General features: G+C 56.7%; 24 protein-coding genes and 1 pseudogene. 17 read left to right on the forward strand and 8 right to left on the reverse strand.

Features of this window, described 5'->3' with window-relative positions:
• Positions 1-44: 44 nt before the first annotated feature.
• Positions 45-1,094 carry a permease gene (locus Q1B27_RS09850; protein WP_299846992.1) on the forward strand — a complete coding sequence of 350 codons (1,050 nt, stop codon included), beginning with the start codon at positions 45-47 and terminating at the stop codon, positions 1,092-1,094.
• A 651-nt stretch (positions 1,095-1,745) separates the two neighbouring features.
• Here the strand turns inward: Q1B27_RS09850 and Q1B27_RS09855 are convergent.
• Positions 1,746-2,123, reverse strand: a complete 378-nt coding sequence (locus tag Q1B27_RS09855; RefSeq protein WP_299846994.1) for a nuclear transport factor 2 family protein — start codon at positions 2,121-2,123, stop codon at positions 1,746-1,748.
• 311 nt (positions 2,124-2,434) lie between these two features.
• Here Q1B27_RS09855 and Q1B27_RS09860 point away from each other — a divergent pair, with 311 nt between their 5' ends.
• From Q1B27_RS09860 to Q1B27_RS24515, 5 genes and pseudogenes are all read left to right on the forward strand, one after another.
• A complete protein-coding gene (locus Q1B27_RS09860; RefSeq protein WP_299846996.1) occupies positions 2,435-2,665 on the forward strand; it encodes a transposase in 231 nt (76 codons plus the stop codon).
• An 83-nt stretch (positions 2,666-2,748) separates the two neighbouring features.
• Positions 2,749-3,081: an IS3 family transposase gene (locus tag Q1B27_RS09865; RefSeq protein WP_299846998.1), complete on the forward strand. Its 333-nt coding sequence runs from the start codon at positions 2,749-2,751 to the stop codon at positions 3,079-3,081.
• Entirely contained in the window at positions 3,075-3,518 is a 444-nt protein-coding gene (locus Q1B27_RS09870; protein WP_299847000.1) for an integrase core domain-containing protein, read from the forward strand. Before Q1B27_RS09865 ends, Q1B27_RS09870 begins: the two co-directional genes overlap by 7 nt.
• A gap of 368 nt (positions 3,519-3,886) precedes the next feature.
• A pseudogene (locus Q1B27_RS09875) lies at positions 3,887-4,153 on the forward strand (nuclear transport factor 2 family protein); the annotation flags it as partial.
• On the forward strand, positions 4,068-4,310 hold the full coding sequence (locus Q1B27_RS24515; RefSeq protein WP_367181350.1) for an ester cyclase: 243 nt from the start codon (positions 4,068-4,070) through the stop codon (positions 4,308-4,310). The pseudogene Q1B27_RS09875 and the gene Q1B27_RS24515, both read left to right, overlap by 86 nt.
• A 90-nt stretch (positions 4,311-4,400) precedes the next feature.
• Here Q1B27_RS24515 and Q1B27_RS09880 read toward each other — a convergent pair whose 3' ends face one another.
• Positions 4,401-4,859, reverse strand: coding sequence for a MarR family winged helix-turn-helix transcriptional regulator (locus Q1B27_RS09880; protein WP_299847004.1), 459 nt, complete (start codon positions 4,857-4,859; stop codon positions 4,401-4,403).
• Between the two features lie 100 nt (positions 4,860-4,959).
• Here Q1B27_RS09880 and Q1B27_RS09885 point away from each other — a divergent pair, with 100 nt between their 5' ends.
• From Q1B27_RS09885 to Q1B27_RS09905, 5 genes are all read left to right on the forward strand, one after another.
• Positions 4,960-5,328 (forward strand): antibiotic biosynthesis monooxygenase, encoded by a 369-nt coding sequence (locus Q1B27_RS09885; RefSeq protein WP_299847007.1) that lies wholly within the window; start codon positions 4,960-4,962, stop codon positions 5,326-5,328.
• Between the two features lie 39 nt (positions 5,329-5,367).
• Positions 5,368-6,453, forward strand: coding sequence for a CDGSH iron-sulfur domain-containing protein (locus Q1B27_RS09890; RefSeq protein WP_299847009.1), 1,086 nt, complete (start codon positions 5,368-5,370; stop codon positions 6,451-6,453).
• A gap of 22 nt (positions 6,454-6,475) precedes the next feature.
• Entirely contained in the window at positions 6,476-7,009 is a 534-nt protein-coding gene (locus Q1B27_RS09895) for a cytochrome b/b6 domain-containing protein (protein WP_299847011.1), read from the forward strand.
• A 61-nt stretch (positions 7,010-7,070) separates the two neighbouring features.
• Positions 7,071-7,958 (forward strand): MBL fold metallo-hydrolase, encoded by an 888-nt coding sequence (locus Q1B27_RS09900; RefSeq protein ID WP_299847013.1) that lies wholly within the window; start codon positions 7,071-7,073, stop codon positions 7,956-7,958.
• A gap of 568 nt (positions 7,959-8,526) precedes the next feature.
• On the forward strand, positions 8,527-9,000 hold the full coding sequence (locus tag Q1B27_RS09905; RefSeq protein WP_299847015.1) for a GNAT family N-acetyltransferase: 474 nt from the start codon (positions 8,527-8,529) through the stop codon (positions 8,998-9,000).
• A gap of 161 nt (positions 9,001-9,161) precedes the next feature.
• Here Q1B27_RS09905 and Q1B27_RS09910 read toward each other — a convergent pair whose 3' ends face one another.
• The gene (locus Q1B27_RS09910) at positions 9,162-9,932 is read right to left on the reverse strand and encodes a sulfite exporter TauE/SafE family protein (RefSeq protein ID WP_299847017.1); all 771 of its coding nucleotides are present in this window, start codon (positions 9,930-9,932) and stop codon (positions 9,162-9,164) included.
• A 148-nt stretch (positions 9,933-10,080) separates the two neighbouring features.
• On the opposite strand from Q1B27_RS09910, the gene Q1B27_RS09915 reads away from it, so the two are divergent.
• Positions 10,081-11,766: an acyl-CoA dehydrogenase family protein gene (locus tag Q1B27_RS09915; protein ID WP_299847019.1), complete on the forward strand. Its 1,686-nt coding sequence runs from the start codon at positions 10,081-10,083 to the stop codon at positions 11,764-11,766.
• Positions 11,767-11,776: 10 nt separating this feature from the next.
• Here Q1B27_RS09915 and Q1B27_RS09920 read toward each other — a convergent pair whose 3' ends face one another.
• Positions 11,777-12,499 (reverse strand): fumarylacetoacetate hydrolase family protein, encoded by a 723-nt coding sequence (locus tag Q1B27_RS09920; RefSeq protein ID WP_299847021.1) that lies wholly within the window; start codon positions 12,497-12,499, stop codon positions 11,777-11,779.
• 94 nt (positions 12,500-12,593) lie between these two features.
• Here Q1B27_RS09920 and Q1B27_RS09925 point away from each other — a divergent pair, with 94 nt between their 5' ends.
• From Q1B27_RS09925 to Q1B27_RS09940, 4 genes are all read left to right on the forward strand, one after another.
• A complete protein-coding gene (locus tag Q1B27_RS09925; protein ID WP_299847022.1) occupies positions 12,594-13,286 on the forward strand; it encodes a DUF1045 domain-containing protein in 693 nt (230 codons plus the stop codon).
• 69 nt (positions 13,287-13,355) lie between these two features.
• On the forward strand, positions 13,356-13,904 hold the full coding sequence (locus Q1B27_RS09930; protein ID WP_299847024.1) for a TetR/AcrR family transcriptional regulator: 549 nt from the start codon (positions 13,356-13,358) through the stop codon (positions 13,902-13,904).
• A 6-nt stretch (positions 13,905-13,910) separates the two neighbouring features.
• On the forward strand, positions 13,911-14,303 hold the full coding sequence (locus Q1B27_RS09935; protein WP_299847026.1) for an META domain-containing protein: 393 nt from the start codon (positions 13,911-13,913) through the stop codon (positions 14,301-14,303).
• 71 nt (positions 14,304-14,374) lie between these two features.
• Positions 14,375-14,740, forward strand: coding sequence for a cupin (locus Q1B27_RS09940; protein WP_299847028.1), 366 nt, complete (start codon positions 14,375-14,377; stop codon positions 14,738-14,740).
• A gap of 15 nt (positions 14,741-14,755) precedes the next feature.
• On the opposite strand, the gene recO is transcribed toward Q1B27_RS09940, so the two are convergent.
• The 3 genes from recO to Q1B27_RS09955 all read right to left on the reverse strand — a co-directional run bounded on the left by recO (position 14,756) and on the right by Q1B27_RS09955 (position 16,886).
• Positions 14,756-15,493, reverse strand: a complete 738-nt coding sequence (gene recO / locus Q1B27_RS09945; RefSeq protein ID WP_299847030.1) for a DNA repair protein RecO — start codon at positions 15,491-15,493, stop codon at positions 14,756-14,758.
• A 62-nt stretch (positions 15,494-15,555) separates the two neighbouring features.
• Entirely contained in the window at positions 15,556-16,497 is a 942-nt protein-coding gene (locus Q1B27_RS09950; RefSeq protein WP_299847032.1) for a sterol desaturase family protein, read from the reverse strand.
• Complete coding sequence (locus Q1B27_RS09955; RefSeq protein ID WP_299847034.1) at positions 16,494-16,886, reverse strand: hypothetical protein; 393 nt, start codon at positions 16,884-16,886, stop codon at positions 16,494-16,496. Before Q1B27_RS09955 ends, Q1B27_RS09950 begins: the two co-directional genes overlap by 4 nt.
• Positions 16,887-17,074: 188 nt before the next feature.
• Between Q1B27_RS09955 and Q1B27_RS09960 the strand changes: the two genes are divergently transcribed.
• Complete coding sequence (locus Q1B27_RS09960) at positions 17,075-17,428, forward strand: DUF1992 domain-containing protein (RefSeq protein ID WP_299847036.1); 354 nt, start codon at positions 17,075-17,077, stop codon at positions 17,426-17,428.
• 51 nt (positions 17,429-17,479) lie between these two features.
• Here Q1B27_RS09960 and Q1B27_RS09965 read toward each other — a convergent pair whose 3' ends face one another.
• Positions 17,480-18,046: a YqgE/AlgH family protein gene (locus tag Q1B27_RS09965; protein WP_299847038.1), complete on the reverse strand. Its 567-nt coding sequence runs from the start codon at positions 18,044-18,046 to the stop codon at positions 17,480-17,482.
• Positions 18,047-18,069 lie beyond the last annotated feature (23 nt).

Consider the following 18,069-nt stretch of genomic DNA (forward strand, 5'->3'; position numbering starts at 1 on the left):
CATTTTTCTTAACCCTAAACAACTATTAAACTGGATAATTAGTTATGGCTAGCACCTCAGAACACCTGCCGCGGCGCCGGGATGCGCTCCGCCAGTTTCTCAGTGATCAGCGCGTGTGGCTCATCTCCGCGCTGATCCTTGCAGCGCTTGCGATCTTCGATACGTCGCAGGCCGTCGAAAGCACCAACTTCGCAGTGGCTGCGCTCCTGCACGTAGCGCCCTATCTCATGTTCTCAATCGGCGTTGCCGCCTGGGCCGGAGCAACAGGCGCAGACAACCTGATAGCCAAAGCGTTCACGGGCGCCCCGTTGGTGATGATCCTTCTGGGTGCCATCGCAGGCGGCCTGTCGCCGTTTTGTTCCTGCGGCGTGATCCCATTGATCGCCGCACTGCTGGCAATGGGCGTGCCCTTGTCAGCCGTCATGGCGTTCTGGCTCGCCTCTCCCATCATGGACCCGTCCATGTTCTTTCTGACCGCGGGCGTTTTGGGGGCGAAATTTGCAATCGCCAAAACCATCGCAGCGGTGGGGCTGGGCGTCTTCGGCGGCACCGTTGTCCATTTGCTGAGCCGGGGTGGCGCGTTGAGCGATCCGCTGCGTGACGGCGTTGGCAACGGCGGCTGTGGCGGGTCCAAAGTGCGCGCCCCGAAACCGGTTATGTGGAAATTCTGGACCGATGGCGAACGACGCACAAAGTTTGCCAAGACGGCTTGGAGCACGACACTTTTTCTCGCAAAATGGCTGTTCCTGGCCTTCCTTCTGGAAAGCCTGATGCTGGCCTGGATCCCTGCGGAAACGGTGACCAAAGCCCTCGGTGGCACCGGTGTGATACCGATTATCACGGCAACTCTCGTCGGCGTTCCGGCTTACCTGAATGGCTACGCAGCGCTGCCGCTGGTCGGTGGTCTTATCGAACAGGGTATGGCACCGGGTGCTGGGCTGGCCTTCTTGGTGGCCGGTGGCGTCACCTCGATCCCTGCGGCCATGGCCGTGTGGGCATTGGCAAAGCCCAGGGTTTTTGTGCTTTACCTTGGGCTGTCTCTGAGCGGGGCATTTGCCGTCGGCATGCTCTTCCAGCTCTGGCAGTCAATCTAACAGACCAAACGGCCCGGGCACTGAATGTGTCCGGGCCGTATCAGGCTTCAAAGTCAGAGTCGTTCTAACCTCTGCAAATCACGGAGGATAATAATGACATTTTCATCGGATTTCTTGGGTGGGCATGATTACCTCAAAACAAATGCAACATTCCTAACAGAGATCTCGGTCGCCTTGGCTGTTACAAAGCTTCAGCTGCACCGAAAATGCATAACAAAATGCTCTATGCTGCGCGCGATCTGCTCCCAATGTGTACGGAATGAAGTAGGAGATCTGACTGCTAGCTGATGCCTCGCCAATGACCAGAAAACCGTCCGCCCTAACGGGGTTCGGAATTGGCCAGGTGCTAGATGCATCAATGTCCGCTCCGGCGACTTGCATTGCATCGCAGTAGTTGGCGTACCGCGCCTGCCAAGCAGTGCTGCATCAGCAAACATTGGTTGAGTGAGCGATGGCAAATTCCGGCCCCTTGCCCTTCGGCTCAAGTTCGATAAGAGGCGAGAATTCTAGAACCGGCCGTTCGCTTCATGCGCGGCAAAATTGCGGTTTGAGCCCAAATTCACTGATGCTGCGCCACGTATGAACGCCACCTCATCCGCTTTGGGCCGCAGATATCCATGGAGTGATTGGCCGTATTGTCGAGTGCGTTGCCTATTTAGGCAACATGAAGAATTCTTCGCGGACGATTTTGTCTCCTTCGACGGTATAAACTGCAACCTCCCGCAGTGTCATCTTGCGACCTGTCGCCTTCTGAGTCACCTCCGCCTCGAAGCGCACTCCAAATCGGTTGGGCGGGTGAACATAGGGCCCGTCCGCCTTGAGCGAATGAATGTCGTGTGTTGCCGCCCAATCTCCACGTTTTGCCTTGATCGCACCGCGACCCTTGGCGATCCGCACATCGCGCCCGGGTGGCACAACTGCCTCAACCGACTCTGCGTTTTCGGCATAGCTCTGGTCAACATGCTCAATTCCGCGACCATCCCGCATTGCCTGAACGAATTCCTGACCGAATTTGACAAGGTCTTCCATACGAGCCCTCCTTTGCATTGCCAACAAGTGTAGCTCGGCTTTCGGATGCCTGACTTGACCAGGATCAAGATTCTCGACTGCTCGTTGCCCTCGCAACACTCTGCTAGTGCTCGCAAGCGAGTGCATTTATCAGCCGATGTCGCTGCGCTGCGCATAAACGACCGTTTCGAGAGGCTGCGAAGCAGCGTCTATCTGAGCCTGTCTTAGCCCCGTAAAACTGTGCCACTATTTGTGTGTCACAGGAGGGATTGGAGATGGCTCGAAAGCGGTATTCAGATGAGGACGCGCTGAGGCTGTAGCGTGAGATAGACGTGCATCTGCATGATGGTTTGGATGTTGTGAGCGCGTGCCGCAAGGCAGGGATTTCGGACAAGACTTATTACTATTGGCGCAAGAAGTTTGGCGGCATGGGGCGACCTCAATTGACGGAGATGAGAGCGCTGCAAAAGGAGAATGATCGGCTGAAGAAGATTGTCGCTGACTTGCAACTCGACAAGGTGATCCTGAAGGAGAGCCTGGATCATTTAAAGCCGAAGGCCTGACGCGGGAACAGCTTCGTCAGGCTGTCATTCACACCCGGCAAAAACTGGATACATCCGAGCGCCGGACCTGCGCGGTGCTTGGCGTGGCGCGATCCAGTCTGAGATACCAACCCAAGCTAGCAAATGATGATGCATTGCGCCTAGCGATGATCCGTCTGGCCAAGCAATATGGTTGGTATGGCTACCGGAAGGTGACCGCGCTGTTGCGGATGGAAGGCTGGCAAGTCAATCACAAGAAGGTCGAACGTTTGTGGGGCGAAGAAGGCCTGCAACTTCCCCATCGCCATAAGAAACGACGGCGGCTTTATCACCAAGACAGCTCTGTCATTAGGCTGCGTCCGACGCACCCCAACCACATTTGGGCCATCGACTTTGTGCATGACAAGTTGAGCAACGGGCGCAGCTACAAATGCTGACAGTGCTGGATGAGTACACCCGCGAAGCACTTTGCGTGGCTGTCAGGCCCAGGATGAACGCAAATGATGTTTTAGACGCATTGCACCCGCTGCTCATGAAGCACGGCAAGCCGGAATTCATCCGGTCTGATAACGGCCCCGAGTTCATAGCTGCGCATCTGCAGGATTGGTTGAAGAAGGTCGGCATCCAGCCAATGCAAATCTATCCAGGCTCGCCTTGGGAGAACGGATACAACGAGCGATTCAACGGAACCTTAAGACGAGAAGTGCTGAATGCCGAGTGGTTCCACAGCACGAAACAGGCGCAGGTCGCCATCAATGTTTGGCTCAGGCAATACAACCGGGTCAGACCTCACCACGCATTAAACATGCGTCCACCAGTACCTGAAACCTTATTAGAGAAACCTCAAATCAGTGGTACCGAAACAGGGGGCTAGACACCGTATCGAATTGTTCCACCTGTGCTGCTTTTCGCTGCTATAACTTCGAGCGCAAAGCGGACTTTACAACTTAGAAGCCGGACGTCCGTTTCGTCCGCAGAGTCGTCGTTGGGACAGATTTTGCCTGACTGATTGCGTCGGATGACAGCTCAGATTCCTTTGCTGACGTGATGACAAGGGTGAGCGCCGGACCGTGGGATTGCGCGGCAAGATATCAGCGTGGCCATTAACACACGCCAAGCCCCTCTTTCATCATCAAAGATTGCCGCAAGAAAGCTAGGTTTCGCCTAAAGGCACTTTGGTGTGTTCATGCTAAAGGTCCGTCAGGCCAACATCTTTGATCATACGCAGAAGGGTTTTAGTTAATGCATCCTACCGAAAAGACCGTCCGCCAGTTTCATGAATCTTGGGATGTGCGCGACCCGGACCGAGGTGCGGAAGTAATCGCGGATGATTGCGACTTCGAAGATATTGCTCGCGGCGAAAAACTTCCCGGGAAGGACGCTTATAAAGAGGATTACTTTCGCTGGCGCGAAGCGTTTCCGGATGGGCTTTGCAAGGTTGAGAACGTCATGGTTAGCCAATGCGGAGAATGGGCTACGGTGGAGTTTCGCAACACCGGCACACACAGGGACACTTCGATCAAGCCTTGGGGATTTCCCAGCCACAGGCAAACGAGCCGAGGTTCGGTACTGCTCGGTGATGCGCGTCAAGGATGGGATGGTGGTCGAGGGGCGTGACTATTACGACAGCGCCACAATCGCGCGGCAGTTGGGTCTGGTTGATTAAGGCGATCCGCAAATGAAAAAATCACGCTGCTATTCGTCTCACGATAGCTCCCTACAAAAGTCTGATCTGCCAGGAACCTTCGTCTTGAGACTAAGACGAGTCTTGCAGGCGTTTCCTTAGCAGTCCGACGACCTCTTGCGCGGTCGCGATATCATCTGACGACAGGCCTTTGGAAAGATCATTCACCCATGGAACCTGCAACGCTATCGCCGCATCGAACAGTTTTTGACCTTTCGGTGTGAGTACAACAAGTTGCGCGCGTTTGTGATGCGGGTTTGGCTGGAACTCGACAATGCTTTCTTTTTCCAGCTCATTCACGATGCGTTGAACGCCCTGCCGATGAACCCCCATCGTGCGCGCATGCCACGCCACCGATTCCGGTCGGTCTGCATAGGCGATGGCACCAAGGATCTGCCAGCGCGCACTGGTCAATCCAAGATCGGCAACCAGCCGATCACCGGCAAGCTGTAACCGGCCATTCAGTCGAAACACATCCAGAATAAGCGCTGTCACCGCCTCTCCGGCCTCCGTCCATTTTTCATCTGTCATTTCTGGTTGATATTAAGTTGACAATACATTGTCAATATGATTAACCGATCATAATTGACAACATGACACCAATTAAACACCCACTCACGGAGCAATACAGATGGTCAAGTTCGAACCCCTCGATCCAAAATTTCCAATTGAACAGCAGCTGGGCGTCGAGGCCGGGCCCGTTGTTCTGGTCAACCTGTTCACGATTGACCCGGCGGATCACGACGCGCTGATTGCGGCGTGGAAAGATGACGCGCTCTTCATGAAAAAGCAGCCGGGCTACATCAGCACGCAGATGCACAAAGCCATCGGCGATAGCGGCATGTACCTGAACTACGCCATCTGGGACTCGGTGGCCGACTTTCGCACGGCATTCTCGAACCCGGAGTTTCAGGAAGCGCTCAGCCATTACCCATCCAGCGCTGTCACCGCGCCGCATCTTTTCGAAAAGATCGCCGTATCAAACTGCTGCACAGCCTAACGGGGTCTTCTGCAACAAACCAAACTGGAGGGATCAACAATGAAAACACGCATTCACGCAATTGCAGGGGGCATCGGTTTCCTGATGATCCTTCTTTTCTGGACGTCCACGGCAATCAGCGAGCTGTTTGCAAGCCACGAGACGATTGCGGCCGTCAAGGGATTAATCCTGAAAGGCATGTTCATCCTGATCCCGGCGATGGCAATTGCGGGCGGTTCCGGCACCGTGATGGGTAAGAACCGCACGGACGCAAAGGCGGTTGCAAAGAAGAAACGCATGCCTCTTATCGCCATGAACGGGTTGCTGATCCTGCTGCCCTCGGCGTGGTTTCTGGCAGGCAAGGCCGCTGCCGGGGAGTTCGACACAATATTCTACACCGTTCAGATGGTTGAGCTGGTCGCCGGGGCTGCGAACCTCACCATGATGGGCCTGAACATCCGCGATGGTCTTACCATGACGGGTCGGATCGGTGGCTCAGGCACTCCACCTGCGAACCCGCATCAGCCCGTGATCGAAGAGCGCCCGGGCGGGCCGCTGGTGGCAAAATCCCCTCCCCGGCTCACGGACACCACAGGAGAAGAACTCGAAACTCAGCCTGTCATCGCTTTGTGTCGCTGCGGGCAGTCGAAGAAAAAGCCTTACTGTGATGGATCGCATAACGATATCGGTTTTACGACCGACCCTTCGGCGGATCGCACACCCGATGGCGTGAAGGTCTTTGGCGGCAAGCAGATTGATGTGCATTACAACCGACTGCTTTGCTCTCACGCAGGGGAATGCGGCGCACGGTTGAAGGCCGTCTTTGACAGCACGCGTGACCCCTGGATCGTGCCTGACAATGCGACCCCGGACCAGATCAGAGATGTTGTCGAAACATGCCCGTCCGGCGCGCTTTCCTGGAGTGAACCGGGAAGACCGGCGCAGCATGTCGTCGGGGGCGCACCGGGGATAACGATTGAAGGCAACGGGCCTTATCGCGTCACGCGGATCCCGCTGGCTTCCGGTATCCAGGCTGAGGGTGCGTCACCCGACAAATATGTCCTTTGCCGCTGCGGCGCTTCAAAAAACAAACCGTTTTGCGATGGATCACATGCGGACATTGGCTGGACCGACCGATCAACCTGAACACCCCAATAGGAACGATCCCATGAAAAGCACATCTGAGAAATACGGAACGGTTGCGGTCACGATCCACTGGCTGAGCGCCGTGCTGATCCTGGCGCAACTAGGATCGGGCTTTCGGGCTGCATCCATGGTCGACAGCGCGGCAAAAGAAGCAATTTTGACGTTTCATGCGCCCCTGGGGATCGTCATCCTGGTCCTGACGATTGCACGACTTCTCTGGTGGAAATTTGCCGACAGAAAGCCGGACCCGGTTGCAGGCGATCCGGCCTGGCAAACAGGCGCAGCCAAAGCGGTCCATGTGCTGTTCTACATCGTCATCATTGGCATGGTGGCCAGTGGCATCGGCATGATGGTCGCATCGGGCGCGGGCGAAATTTTGTCCGGCGCAGTAGACGCTCCGCTGCCTGATTTTTCAAAAGTCCTGCCACGCGCCCCCCACGGCCTCGGCGCTCGTTTGATGGTCGGCCTTCTGGTGTTTCATGCCGGCGCGGCGCTCTACCACCACTTCATCAAGAAGGACGGGCTGATTTGGCGAATGTGGTACGGCGCAAACTGAATCGCGCCACCCATTTGCCAGACAGAATCCAAGACGAAACCGCAAGAAGGCATTGAACGCTGTGACTGACACTTCTTCAACAGACAGATCATTTTTGCACGGCCATTCCGAAGGTGGGGTCTGGGACAAGGCTGGCGCCCCCACGGGGCAAGACGCGTGGCGCCCCCTAGACCTCGGCCAAGGCGTTTATGCACTGGAAGTCGACGGTGGAAACCCGGGCGGCACGATCGGGATGCTTGTCGGGGACGAAAGCTCTGTCCTGATTGACAACGGTTTGGAAAAATCGGCAGCCGTGACCGTGGCGGCGACAGAAAAGCTGGCGGGTGGCCCGATTGACTATCTGATCAGCACGCACTTGCATGCCGATCACGTCGGGTGCAACGCAACCTATGCCGCTGCGGGCACCACGATCATCTCGCACGTAGACACGCGCCGCCTGCTAAGCGTCGATGATACCTTCGACAAGGCAGGCTTGCCCGTGCTGACATTCAGTGATCGCGCCACAATCCATTTAAATGGCCTGACACTGGAATTGATCCCTTTTGCCAACGCACACACGCTGAGCGACACGATTGTCCATTTTGTCGAGGCCAATATCATCCACACGGGTGATTTGTTTTTCAACAAGATCTATCCCTTCATGGATTTGGACAATGGCGGCAATATCGACGGCTTTATCGCGGCCCAAAGACAGATCATCGACATGGCCAACGATGACACCGTGATCATCGCGGGTCACGGACCCATCGGCAACAAGGCAGAGATGCAGACGGCTGTAGATCTGCTGCTCGCGATCAAAGCCACGATGAAACCTCTGATCGAACAGGGCATGTCTATGGAAGATGTCCTTCAGGAAAACCCATTGTCAGTTTTCGAGCATTTGGCCTGGTTTCACATCACCACCGAGCGCATGACCAAGATCATCTACCATTTGCTGACCGAAGGATAATGCCGCGCGTATCGGTTCATCGGTGCTGAACATGCAGGTCGCAAACCCCGCAATCAGACTTTGGCAAAGCCAACGAAAACAAAAAACGCCGCACATGCGGCCCCCACACCAACTGCAATATGCCTGTCTTCGTTCACCGGCAAAACAACACGACCAGTGACACGCCTCTGAGTTTGGCACAGTTTGGGGCGGAGCCCGGTTTTCGCAGCATTGCCGTTCTTTATCCTTGGGCATCAGCCGCCGGGAAACCTCGCTACCTATATGACCTCAACAGCGATCCGGCCCCTCGCGCAAAACTGAAAGATTTGGCTGACATTCTTGCAGGCACAAACGCCGGGGAATTTGGAATTTTGGATCGCTAATCAGCGCGTTCCTGACAACGGAAGAGATCGGTGGACGCGCGCCACTTCCTTTCGATCCGACCGACCCCGGCCCGTGGGTAATTCCATGAAAGGGCTTCTTCCAATCCAACAAGACTATCGCTCTCATAATCCTCTGATCGACCGCCGTTGTTATCAAATCCTTATTCCCTTACGACACAGAAGGATCATGCCCGTTGGAGGCAAATGTGAAACACCAAATATCCTTTGCCCGATTGCAGACGGTCGATGCCAGAGACATCATCACCCATATGTCTGATCCTCGCGTTGCGGCGCATATGCCACTGCTTACCTCGGCCTGGGATGACGCTACCGTTGCCAAATTTCTGACCACCAAGGAAGCGTATTGGCAGCGTGACGGTCTCGGGCATTGGGCCATTCTGGCAAACACTGAATATGTCGGTTGGGGCGGTTTCCAAAAGGAAGGTGATGAGTGGGATTATGGGTTGGTTCTCAAGCCAAAGGCGTTTGGCTTGGGCACGCAGATTTCCAGAAAAGCCATCGAATTTGCCATCGCCGACCAGCGCATTCCCTTCGTGACGTTCCTTCTGCCACCCTCACGCAAAAAGCTTGGCGCGCTCCGGCGGTTTGGGGCAGAATTCGTCGGCGAGGTTGAATATGACGGCAAGGCGTTTCTCAAGTACCGGCTTGAAACAGGATGAACACTTCGCCCCGCATTGGAACCCCTGTCCGATAGCCATGCTGGCCCCGTAGCGGCCCAAAACGTACGTCCCGTACGCCCACATGTGAAATCACCCGGAATTCCGTACGTTTTGGCCGTACAGTCCGTACGGAGTATACGTTTTTCGCGCTTGCAGCATGATCAGCCGGCCAATCCGCGCCGGATCAGGTTCAACCCCCCGATCAGCAAGACCGCCAGCGTGGCCTTTTTGAACGTGCTCTGGTCGATCCGGTCCTGTATCCGGAATCCGATCGCCATCCCCAAAACCGCCGTCGGGATCAGTGCCAGCGACAGCGGCAATGTCTCGGCCCGCAACACGCCCGATCCCCAATGTGCCGCGACCAGCGTCACCGATCCCAGCCCGTAAATCACGCCCTGTATTCTAATTTGCTCTTTCTTTTCAGTATCTAATGCTGTCAGCATCGCAACGGTTGGCGGCCCCCAAATACCGGAGATTCCCCCCATGAATCCGGTCACGCCACCAATCGCCACCTGTGTACGGCGCCCGGGGTGCCCCGGCAGCCGCAGACGTATTCCCTGGATTTGCAGGGTGATGAACAACGTGATCAGCACACCAATGACCAGCAGCAATAGCCATCCCGGCACAAGCGGCACCAGTTGCGCGCTCAGCATCATCACGACAAAGCCCGCAAGCAGGAACACCCTGAATTTATTGAGAGATTCAATGGCCGCCCGCGGTCCCTGCCGCAATGCCTGCCAGCCATTGGTGATCAGTGTCGGCATGATCATTCCGGCCAGCGCCACCTCTGCCGTCGCAAACGATCCCAGCCCCGACACCAGAACCGTCGGCATCGCAAATCCCACGACACCCTTGATCAGACCTCCTAATATACTGATTAGGAAGGCAAAAATCAGTATGGCGGGTGAGGTGATGCCGAAAAAAAGATCCATGATCCTCTTTTAGCACCTTGACGCATCGCTGCACCGCAATAATTCACTGGGTAATTTTGCGTCAAAATGCAGCGCTCAAAGGCATTAATGTTGCGCTGCACCTGCAAAATGTCCTAGGAAGGGCAGCGAAAATAAGGGGATATGATTCATGGCGCATGATGGACAGGATATCGCAATGGCGGAAACGGTAATTCTTGAGGATCTTCTGACGCTTACGGGTGCCGCGATTGCTCCGGCCGAGGCCGTGCTGACCGCCGCAAAGGACAAGCTGAACGAAATCACGGTGGTCGATGGCCGGGTTTCAGGTGCAGCAATTGAAGAAAATCAATGCGCCGTCCACGGTCTTGCCTGGCTTGCCACCTATGTCGAGTCTCTGCGCCAGATGCAAAACTGGGCCAACCGTCTGAATGAGCAAGGAAAATTCGGCGAAACCGAGCAGCTTATCCACCAGATCGCCTTTGGAGAATACCTGCACCATATCGCCGGCGGTATCCCGATGAATCAGGGCGAAGTCGTGCGCCTGCAAGAGATGGGCCTTGGCTGGGATGCGCTGAGCGGCTTCCAATGTACCGAGGTGCAAACCCTTATGGCCAAAGGAAATTCCCAGGCTGCACGTATGCGCCTGGTCGCCCTGATGCAGGAACAATCCGCCAATATCACCGTCGGTTTCTCTGGCCTCGAAGAAGAGCTTGAGATGATCCGCGAGCAATTCCGCCGTTTCGCAGTCGAAAAGGTTGAACCCTTCGCGCATGATTGGCATCTGAAGGACGAGCTCATCCCGATGGAAATCATCGAAGAGCTTGCGGAAATGGGCGTTTTTGGTCTGACAATCCCCGAAGAACACGGCGGTTTCGGTCTCTCCAAAGCGTCGATGGTCGTGGTCAGCGAAGAGTTGAGCCGTGGCTATATCGGCGTCGGTTCGCTTGGCACCCGCAGCGAGATTGCAGCCGAGTTGATCCTGTGTGGCGGCACCGATGAGCAGAAGGCCAACTGGCTGCCAAAACTCTCCAGCGCCGAAATTCTGCCGACTGCTGTCTTTACCGAACCCAACACCGGTTCGGACCTTGGCAGCCTGCGCACACGTGCCGTAAAAGACGGAAATGATTACAAAATCACCGGCAACAAGACTTGGATCACCCATGCGGCACGTACCCATGTGATGACCCTGCTGGCGCGCACCGATCCCGACAGCAAAGATCACCGCGGCCTCAGCATGTTCCTGGCTGAAAAGACGCCTGGCACCGATGAGGCACCGTTCCCGACCGAGGGCATGACCGGCGGCGAGATCGAGGTGCTGGGCTATCGCGGCATGAAGGAATACGAGCTTGGGTTCGACAATTTCGAAGTCAAAGGGGAAAACCTGCTGGGCGGGGAAGAAGGCAAAGGTTTCAAGCAACTGATGGAAACCTTCGAATCCGCCCGGATCCAGACCGCCGCCCGCGCCATCGGCGTGGCACAATCGGCGCTGGATGTATCGATGCAATATGCCATCGACCGCAAGCAATTCGGCAAAAGCCTGATTGAATTTCCCCGTGTTGCCAGCAAGTTAGCGATGATGGCAGTTGAAATCATGATTGCCCGGCAGCTGACCTATTTCAGCGCGTGGGAAAAGGATCACGGCCACCGCTGCGACCTTGAGGCAGGGATGGCGAAACTGCTGGGTGCCCGCGTCGCCTGGGCCGCTGCCGATAACGGTTTGCAGATCCACGGTGGCAACGGATTCGCGATGGAATACAAGATCAGCCGCATCCTGTGTGACGCTCGCATCCTCAACATCTTCGAAGGTGCCGCTGAGATTCAGGCGCAGGTTATCGCGCGGCGTCTGCTGGGCTAACCCCCTGAAATCAAGTCTGTTCTGCGGCCCCGATCGTCACTTCGATCGGGGGTAATCCATCAATCGCTCCGCTCAGAATGTCACCTGGCTGAACCGGCCCGACACCGGCAGGGGTACCGGTATAGATCAGGTCACCTGGGCGCAGATGATAGAAGCCTGACAAGTGCGCGATGATTTCAGACACGGACCAGACCATATCGGACAGCGCCGCATCCTGAACAGGTTTGCCATTCAGATTGAGAGTGATCCGCTGCGCCCCCACCGCCCCGAAATCAGCCGCCGGTATCAAAGGGGCTAAAATCGCGGCGTTCTCGAAATCCTTGCCCAGATCCCACGGTCGGCGCTTGTCTTTGGCAGCGCTTTGCAGGTCACGACGGGTCAGATCAATGCCACAACCATAGCCCCAGACAGAGGCCATCGCCTCACCCTTGCTTACCTGAAACGCGGGGGCACCAATGGCCACGACGAATTCCATCTCGTAATGGCAATCCTGCGTGCCCGGCGGATAGGGAATGGTGCTACCGGACGGGCAAAGGGCATGCGCAGATTTTGTGAAGTAGAACGGCGCTTCGCGGTCGACCTCGTTGCCCATTTCGGCGGCGTGAGCAGCATAGTTGCGGCCCACACAAAAGATCCGGCGTACCGGGAAAACCTGCTCGCTTCCCAGGATTAAAGCAACAGGATTGGGGGGCGCCGGGAAAATGGGCGTGGGGGGCATAGAGACCTCGTGCATAAAGGTTTTCCTCTTATGCGACTTGAACCGGGCGCTGTCAAAGCGGGCGGATGACCCTATGGCCAAGCACCAGGGATTGTCCTAGACCATCCCCATGAAAATTAGCCGCTACGCCATCTTTTACACGCCTGCATCCGGTGCCTTGGCCGATTTCGGCGCGGGCTGGCTGGGTTGGGACGTGGTGGCACGCGTCACGCCGCCCGCACCGCAAATCCCGGACCTGCCGCTTAGCCAGGACGAGATCACTAAAACCCCACGCAAATACGGGTTTCACGGTACGATCAAACCACCCTTTCGACTTGCCGCTGATCAAGATACGCGCGGGTTGCGCGACGCGCTTGCCGATTTCTGCGCAACCCGAGCGCCCGTGACCCTTGAGGCGATGGAGCTGGTGCAGTTGGGTCGATTTCTGGCGCTGGTGCCAGTTGGTAAAACACAGGCCCTGAACGCGCTCGCTGCGGATACGGTTCGCTATTTTGACCAATTTCGCGCGCCGATGGACGCCTCGGAGCTTGCCCGGCGTCAGGCATCCCATCTCAGCCCGCGACAAGACGCTCTGTTGCGTGAATGGGGTTATCCTTACGTGTTGGAAGAGTTCCGCTTTCACCTCACGCTGACAAGTAAATTGCCAAGGGCCAAGGCAGCCCAGCTACGCGCGCTGCTTGCTCCGCTGCTCACACCACTGATACCCAAACCTTTCAGGATCGACGCGCTTAGCCTGATGGGCGAAGGCGAGGATGGCATGTTTCACCTGATCGACCGCATCCCGCTTTCCGCCCCGGCCTGAACGGGCAAGTTTGCGCTGGCCCCGCGCGCGATCCTTGCAGGCTCTAAACCGCAGGCGTATGCAGCATGCATGACCCGTACTGCCACCAAGCGACTGACTAAATCCGACTGGCTGATGACTGGCCTAAACGCCGTCGTCGATGCCGGGCCCGAGGCGCTGAAAGCCGAACCACTGGCGCGCCGTTTGGGCACAACAAAGGGGTCATTCTACTGGCATTTCTCGGATGTTCCGGCCTTTCACGCTGCGCTTCTTGCCGCGTGGGAGATGGAAGCCACCGGCGACATACGTGCCGCAGTGGCCGAGGAAACAACGCCAGTGGCACGCCTCAGACGGCTGGGGCAGGCTATGGTTGAAAGATCAGCAAATCATACTGCAGATCCATCAATCCGGGCATGGGCACGCAGCAGCAAGCTGGCCGAGCAGGCCGTGGCGCGCGTCGATGCACGGCGTCTGACCTATGTGCAGGAATTGCTGTCGGATCTAGATATCGGCAACCCGGAAATGGCGCGTATAATCTATGCTGCCAGCATTGGCATGGAAGATTTGGCACAAACTGAAACAGGCGAAAATGCCAGTACGATGGGTTCGCTCGTTGATCTGGTTCTGGCCTTGAGGTAAGCGAAAATGAGGATTTTTCTAGCAGTGCTGGCCCTTCTGGCTCTTGTGAATTGCCGAGGTGATGAAACAGTCGCGCAATATGGCGGTGCAGATATTGAATGGAAGCTGATCACGCTTAACGGCGATCCATTTCCGGCGCGCGCAACGTTACAGTTGGGCCCGGATGGAAAGATAACTGGTCAAGCGTCCTGCAACCGTTATTTCGGGACGCAAACCGCTCCATATCCCTGGTTTTCGGTTAAGAATGTCGGGGCCACCCGCCTCGCCTGCCCTGCTCTGGATCAGGAAACCATCTACCTGACCGCCTTGTCTGAAATGACACTTTCGGAAGTGGCCGGTGACACGCTGATCCTCAGCAACGATGCCGGCCGCGAAATGCTTTTCAAAGCGATACAGTAGACCGCGCAATAGGTAGACGCCAATTCCCCTGATCTATAGCCTGTGTGGCTATTGGAGTAAGAGAATTTCACATGCGGTATTACAGGTTATTTGCGGATCACGTGGGCGAAAGCCATTGGAAAAATGTCGACGTCACTTTGCGCGAGCGTGTCTTTGCGCCGCCCGCTAAACAGATCGAGATCTCCGAACCGGAGGCCGCGACACAGACCATGTTCCTGAGGCTCCGCAGTGGATGGGATGAACCTATCCACCCAACCCCCGTGCGGCAAAAGCTAGTTTGCCTTACCGGATCGGTTGAGGTGACAGCAAGCGATGGCGACACCCGGATAATCGCGCGTGGTGACGTTTGGCATATGGAGGACCACACCGGTAAGGGCCACCATACAAAAGTCACAAGTGAAGAGGATTTCGAAGCTGTCATCATTCAGTTTGACTAAGGGGGCGGCAATTACCTAACCGCTCTCCATCATCTTCCGATGCCGGTCGACAAAACGCTGGCGCGCCTCGGGCAAGGGTTTATTGCCCATTTCATGCGCCAGATGTTGCCGCAGAAAATGACCCGTGACGGTAAAGCCCTGAGCTATTTCGATGTCTGGTGCAGGGCCGTGCCCCATCAGGCAGGACGGCAATGGCAACAGCCGGTCTGCCCATTCGCCCGCCCCGGCGCGCGACACCGCCCGCCCGGTACGCGGCGAGACATAGCTCAGATCGTTGGCCGCTGCGCCCTTGACCGCACAGGTCGAAAGGTCAAGCCCAAACCCCAAATCATCCAGCAGCGCCAGTTCCCATTGCAGATAGGCCAGCGGCCAGACATCCCCCTGCCCCAACAGGTCCAACAACGCCTCGGTCCGTTCATAAAGCGCGGGATGCGCCTCGCGTTCGGGCAAGGCAAAAAGCAACAGCGCCGTGACGGCATTCAACCCCGCAAGTGACAACCGATCGCCCATGGACGCCGCAGCCCGTGACCGCAACAACTCGGGCTGGAACGCGCCAAGGTGATCTTCAAGCCGCGCGCGCCATGCCAAATCCAGCTGCGCGCCGGGTTGCAGCACCGGGGCCATCTTGCGCGACGCCCCGCTGCGGACCACACCTGCATGGCGCCCGTGCGCGGGCGTAAAGACCTCGATAATCACTGAGGTCTCGCCATGTGTCCGGCTGGACAGCAATATGCCCTGGTCGCGCCACTCCATTCCCGGCCTCCGCTGCGATAGCCGTGATAGGACATCAAATTGCGTGGCGAGCCAAGAGCTTCTTATCGCTGGATATCCGCAAATCCTGGTGTCCCAGCATCCTCGGGATGATCCGCCAGATGTTTCTGTTTGATCTGCTCAGAAGTATCGCGCGATCCGTCATGGCTCCATCCCGGCGGGGCCACTGCATACATCAGCCTGTCACGCCAACTGAGTCCCGGCTGGCGCAGGTCACGGGAAATCCCGACCCATTCGTGAAACGCCACACGGATCGGGTTGAACGTACCCAGATTGCGCACCAGCCCGTAATCGACCTTTTCCGCATCTAATTCCGGCACAAAAGTACCAAACATCTTGTCCCAGATGATGAAAACCCCGGCGTAATTCGCATCTAGATAGCGCGGGTTGCGACCATGATGCACCCTGTGGTGGCTGGGTGTGTTCATCACCGCCTCGAACCAGCGCGGCATCCTGCCAATTGCTTCGGTATGAATCCAGAACTGGTAGATCAGGTTCAGCCCACCGCAAAACAGCACCATGGCAGGATGGAATCCCAGCAGGATCAAGGGCGCGCGCACGACCATCATGAAGGTAAAATACCCCGTCCAGGTCTGCCGCAGCGCCGTGGTCAGGTTATAATGCTGGCTAGAGTGGTGGTTCACATGGCTGGCCCAGACCCAGCGGATACGATGGCCGAACCGATGCACCCAGTAATAGCGCAGGTCATCCAACACGAAACACAAGGCCACAACCCAAAGCGATGTGCCCAAATCAAGCGGCGTGATCGCCCAAAGCACCATGAAAAACCCATAGGCGATGAACCCCAGCAGGATGGAAGAGGCGACATTCCCCGCACCCATCACAAGCGAGGTCAGCGCATCGCGCGTCTCGTACCGGCCGCCGCGCCCCTTGATCACGATCCATGCCAGCTCCGCCAGGATGGCAGCGATGAAAAACGGTACCGCCCATTGAGTGACTTCGGGGTATGTCAGCATGTCGCTCATGCGAATTCCTTCATCAGGTTGACCCAGATTGCGGCTTCTTCGGCCTCAAGCGTTAGCCGGATGCGCGGAGCCGTGTAATCAGGCAACGTTATACATAGCCCGTTGCCGGTTCGTTCGATCCTTGCATCGGTCAGGTAGCGCGCTGTAGTATCGGCCCCCATCGGCCAGACAATGCCGCGCCCTTGCGAGGCATCAACCAGCGCTGCGCTGTGGTTCTGGCAAAGAGTAATACGCGTGGGCACATCCTCCGGGAATTCGCGCAACCACGCGGCTTTTGCCGCAGCTTCGTTGTCGAACCGTGCGGGTTTCGACAGACCAAGAAAATGCAACAGAACCGCGATTCCCACGATCCCGATGATCACCAATGGCAGCAAGATGGTCAGTGGCATGGCCCCTCCGTTACGGGCAGATTAGCCAACGCCGGGACCAGATTGTCAAAGATGGCGTTACGTCACACGCAGGACCAATGCCACACCCGGCTTGATTCCGATGGCAAGGTTTCACCCGCCATTCTCAAACTCCGGGCCTTCTCGCCCATAACAGGTATCCGCCTGGTCTTATTGAATGCGTGTCGCATATGGCTTACCTGACCGGTATGAGCCGAGACATGAGAAATCTGATCGAACGGCAGATTCAAAAGGCGCGCCTGGAAGGCAGGCTTGATGGTCTGGAGGGTGAGGGCAAGCCTTTGCCGGAACATCCTGAAGAGGCCTATGTAAGCACTGCAGATGCCGCCGGGTTCCGCGTGATGGCGGAAGCTGGTGTCGTTCCCGAAGAAATCCAGATCAAAAAATTGATAACTGCACAACGTGAGTATCTTGCATCGCTAACGGATGAAGCCGCGCGAAAGACAGCAATGGCCGAGCTTGCCAAACTGGAAATGCGCTATGGTATTGCCACAGAAGCGCGAAAACGGTTCATGAAAGAATAGGCGCCGGCGGACAGCGACGATCGAGAACATCGCTCCGCGCCAAGATTCAGCTCAAGCGTGCCCCGCATCTGCGGACAAGGCCAGCGGATTGATCCCCAGCTTGTTCAGCGCCGCCTCCCACTTGTCTATATCGGCGGTGTTGAAAACCAGATCGGCATCGGCCTCACAGGTCAGCCAGCCGTTCTGCGCGATCTCACCTTCAAGCTGTCCGGGTCCCCAACCGGCATAGCCAAGCGCCATTACAACCTGTCCGGGGCCGCGCCCTTCGGCCATGTCCTCAAGAATATCCATCGTCGCGGTCATGGCGAAATCATCGTTCACGTCCAGTGTCGAAATCACGGATTGATAGCCATGTTCATGCAGCACGAATCCGCGACCATGTTCGACCGGCCCACCGAAATGCACCGGCAGGTCCCGCGCACCTGGGCCGCTCTTGATAGAAAGCTGTTCCAGCAGATCGCGCAGGCGCAGATCGCTTGTAGGTTTGTTGACAACCAATCCCATCGCGCCCTCATCGGAATGGGCGCACATGAATACGACAGAATGGGCAAAGCGCGGGTCCTGCATGCCCGGCATGGCAATCAGCAACTTGCCGTTCAGGTCAATCTCTTGGGTCAATCAGCGGCTCCTTTGGGGCTACC

This window comes from uncultured Roseovarius sp. (assembly GCF_947489715.1).
Lineage (GTDB): Bacteria > Pseudomonadota > Alphaproteobacteria > Rhodobacterales > Rhodobacteraceae > Roseovarius.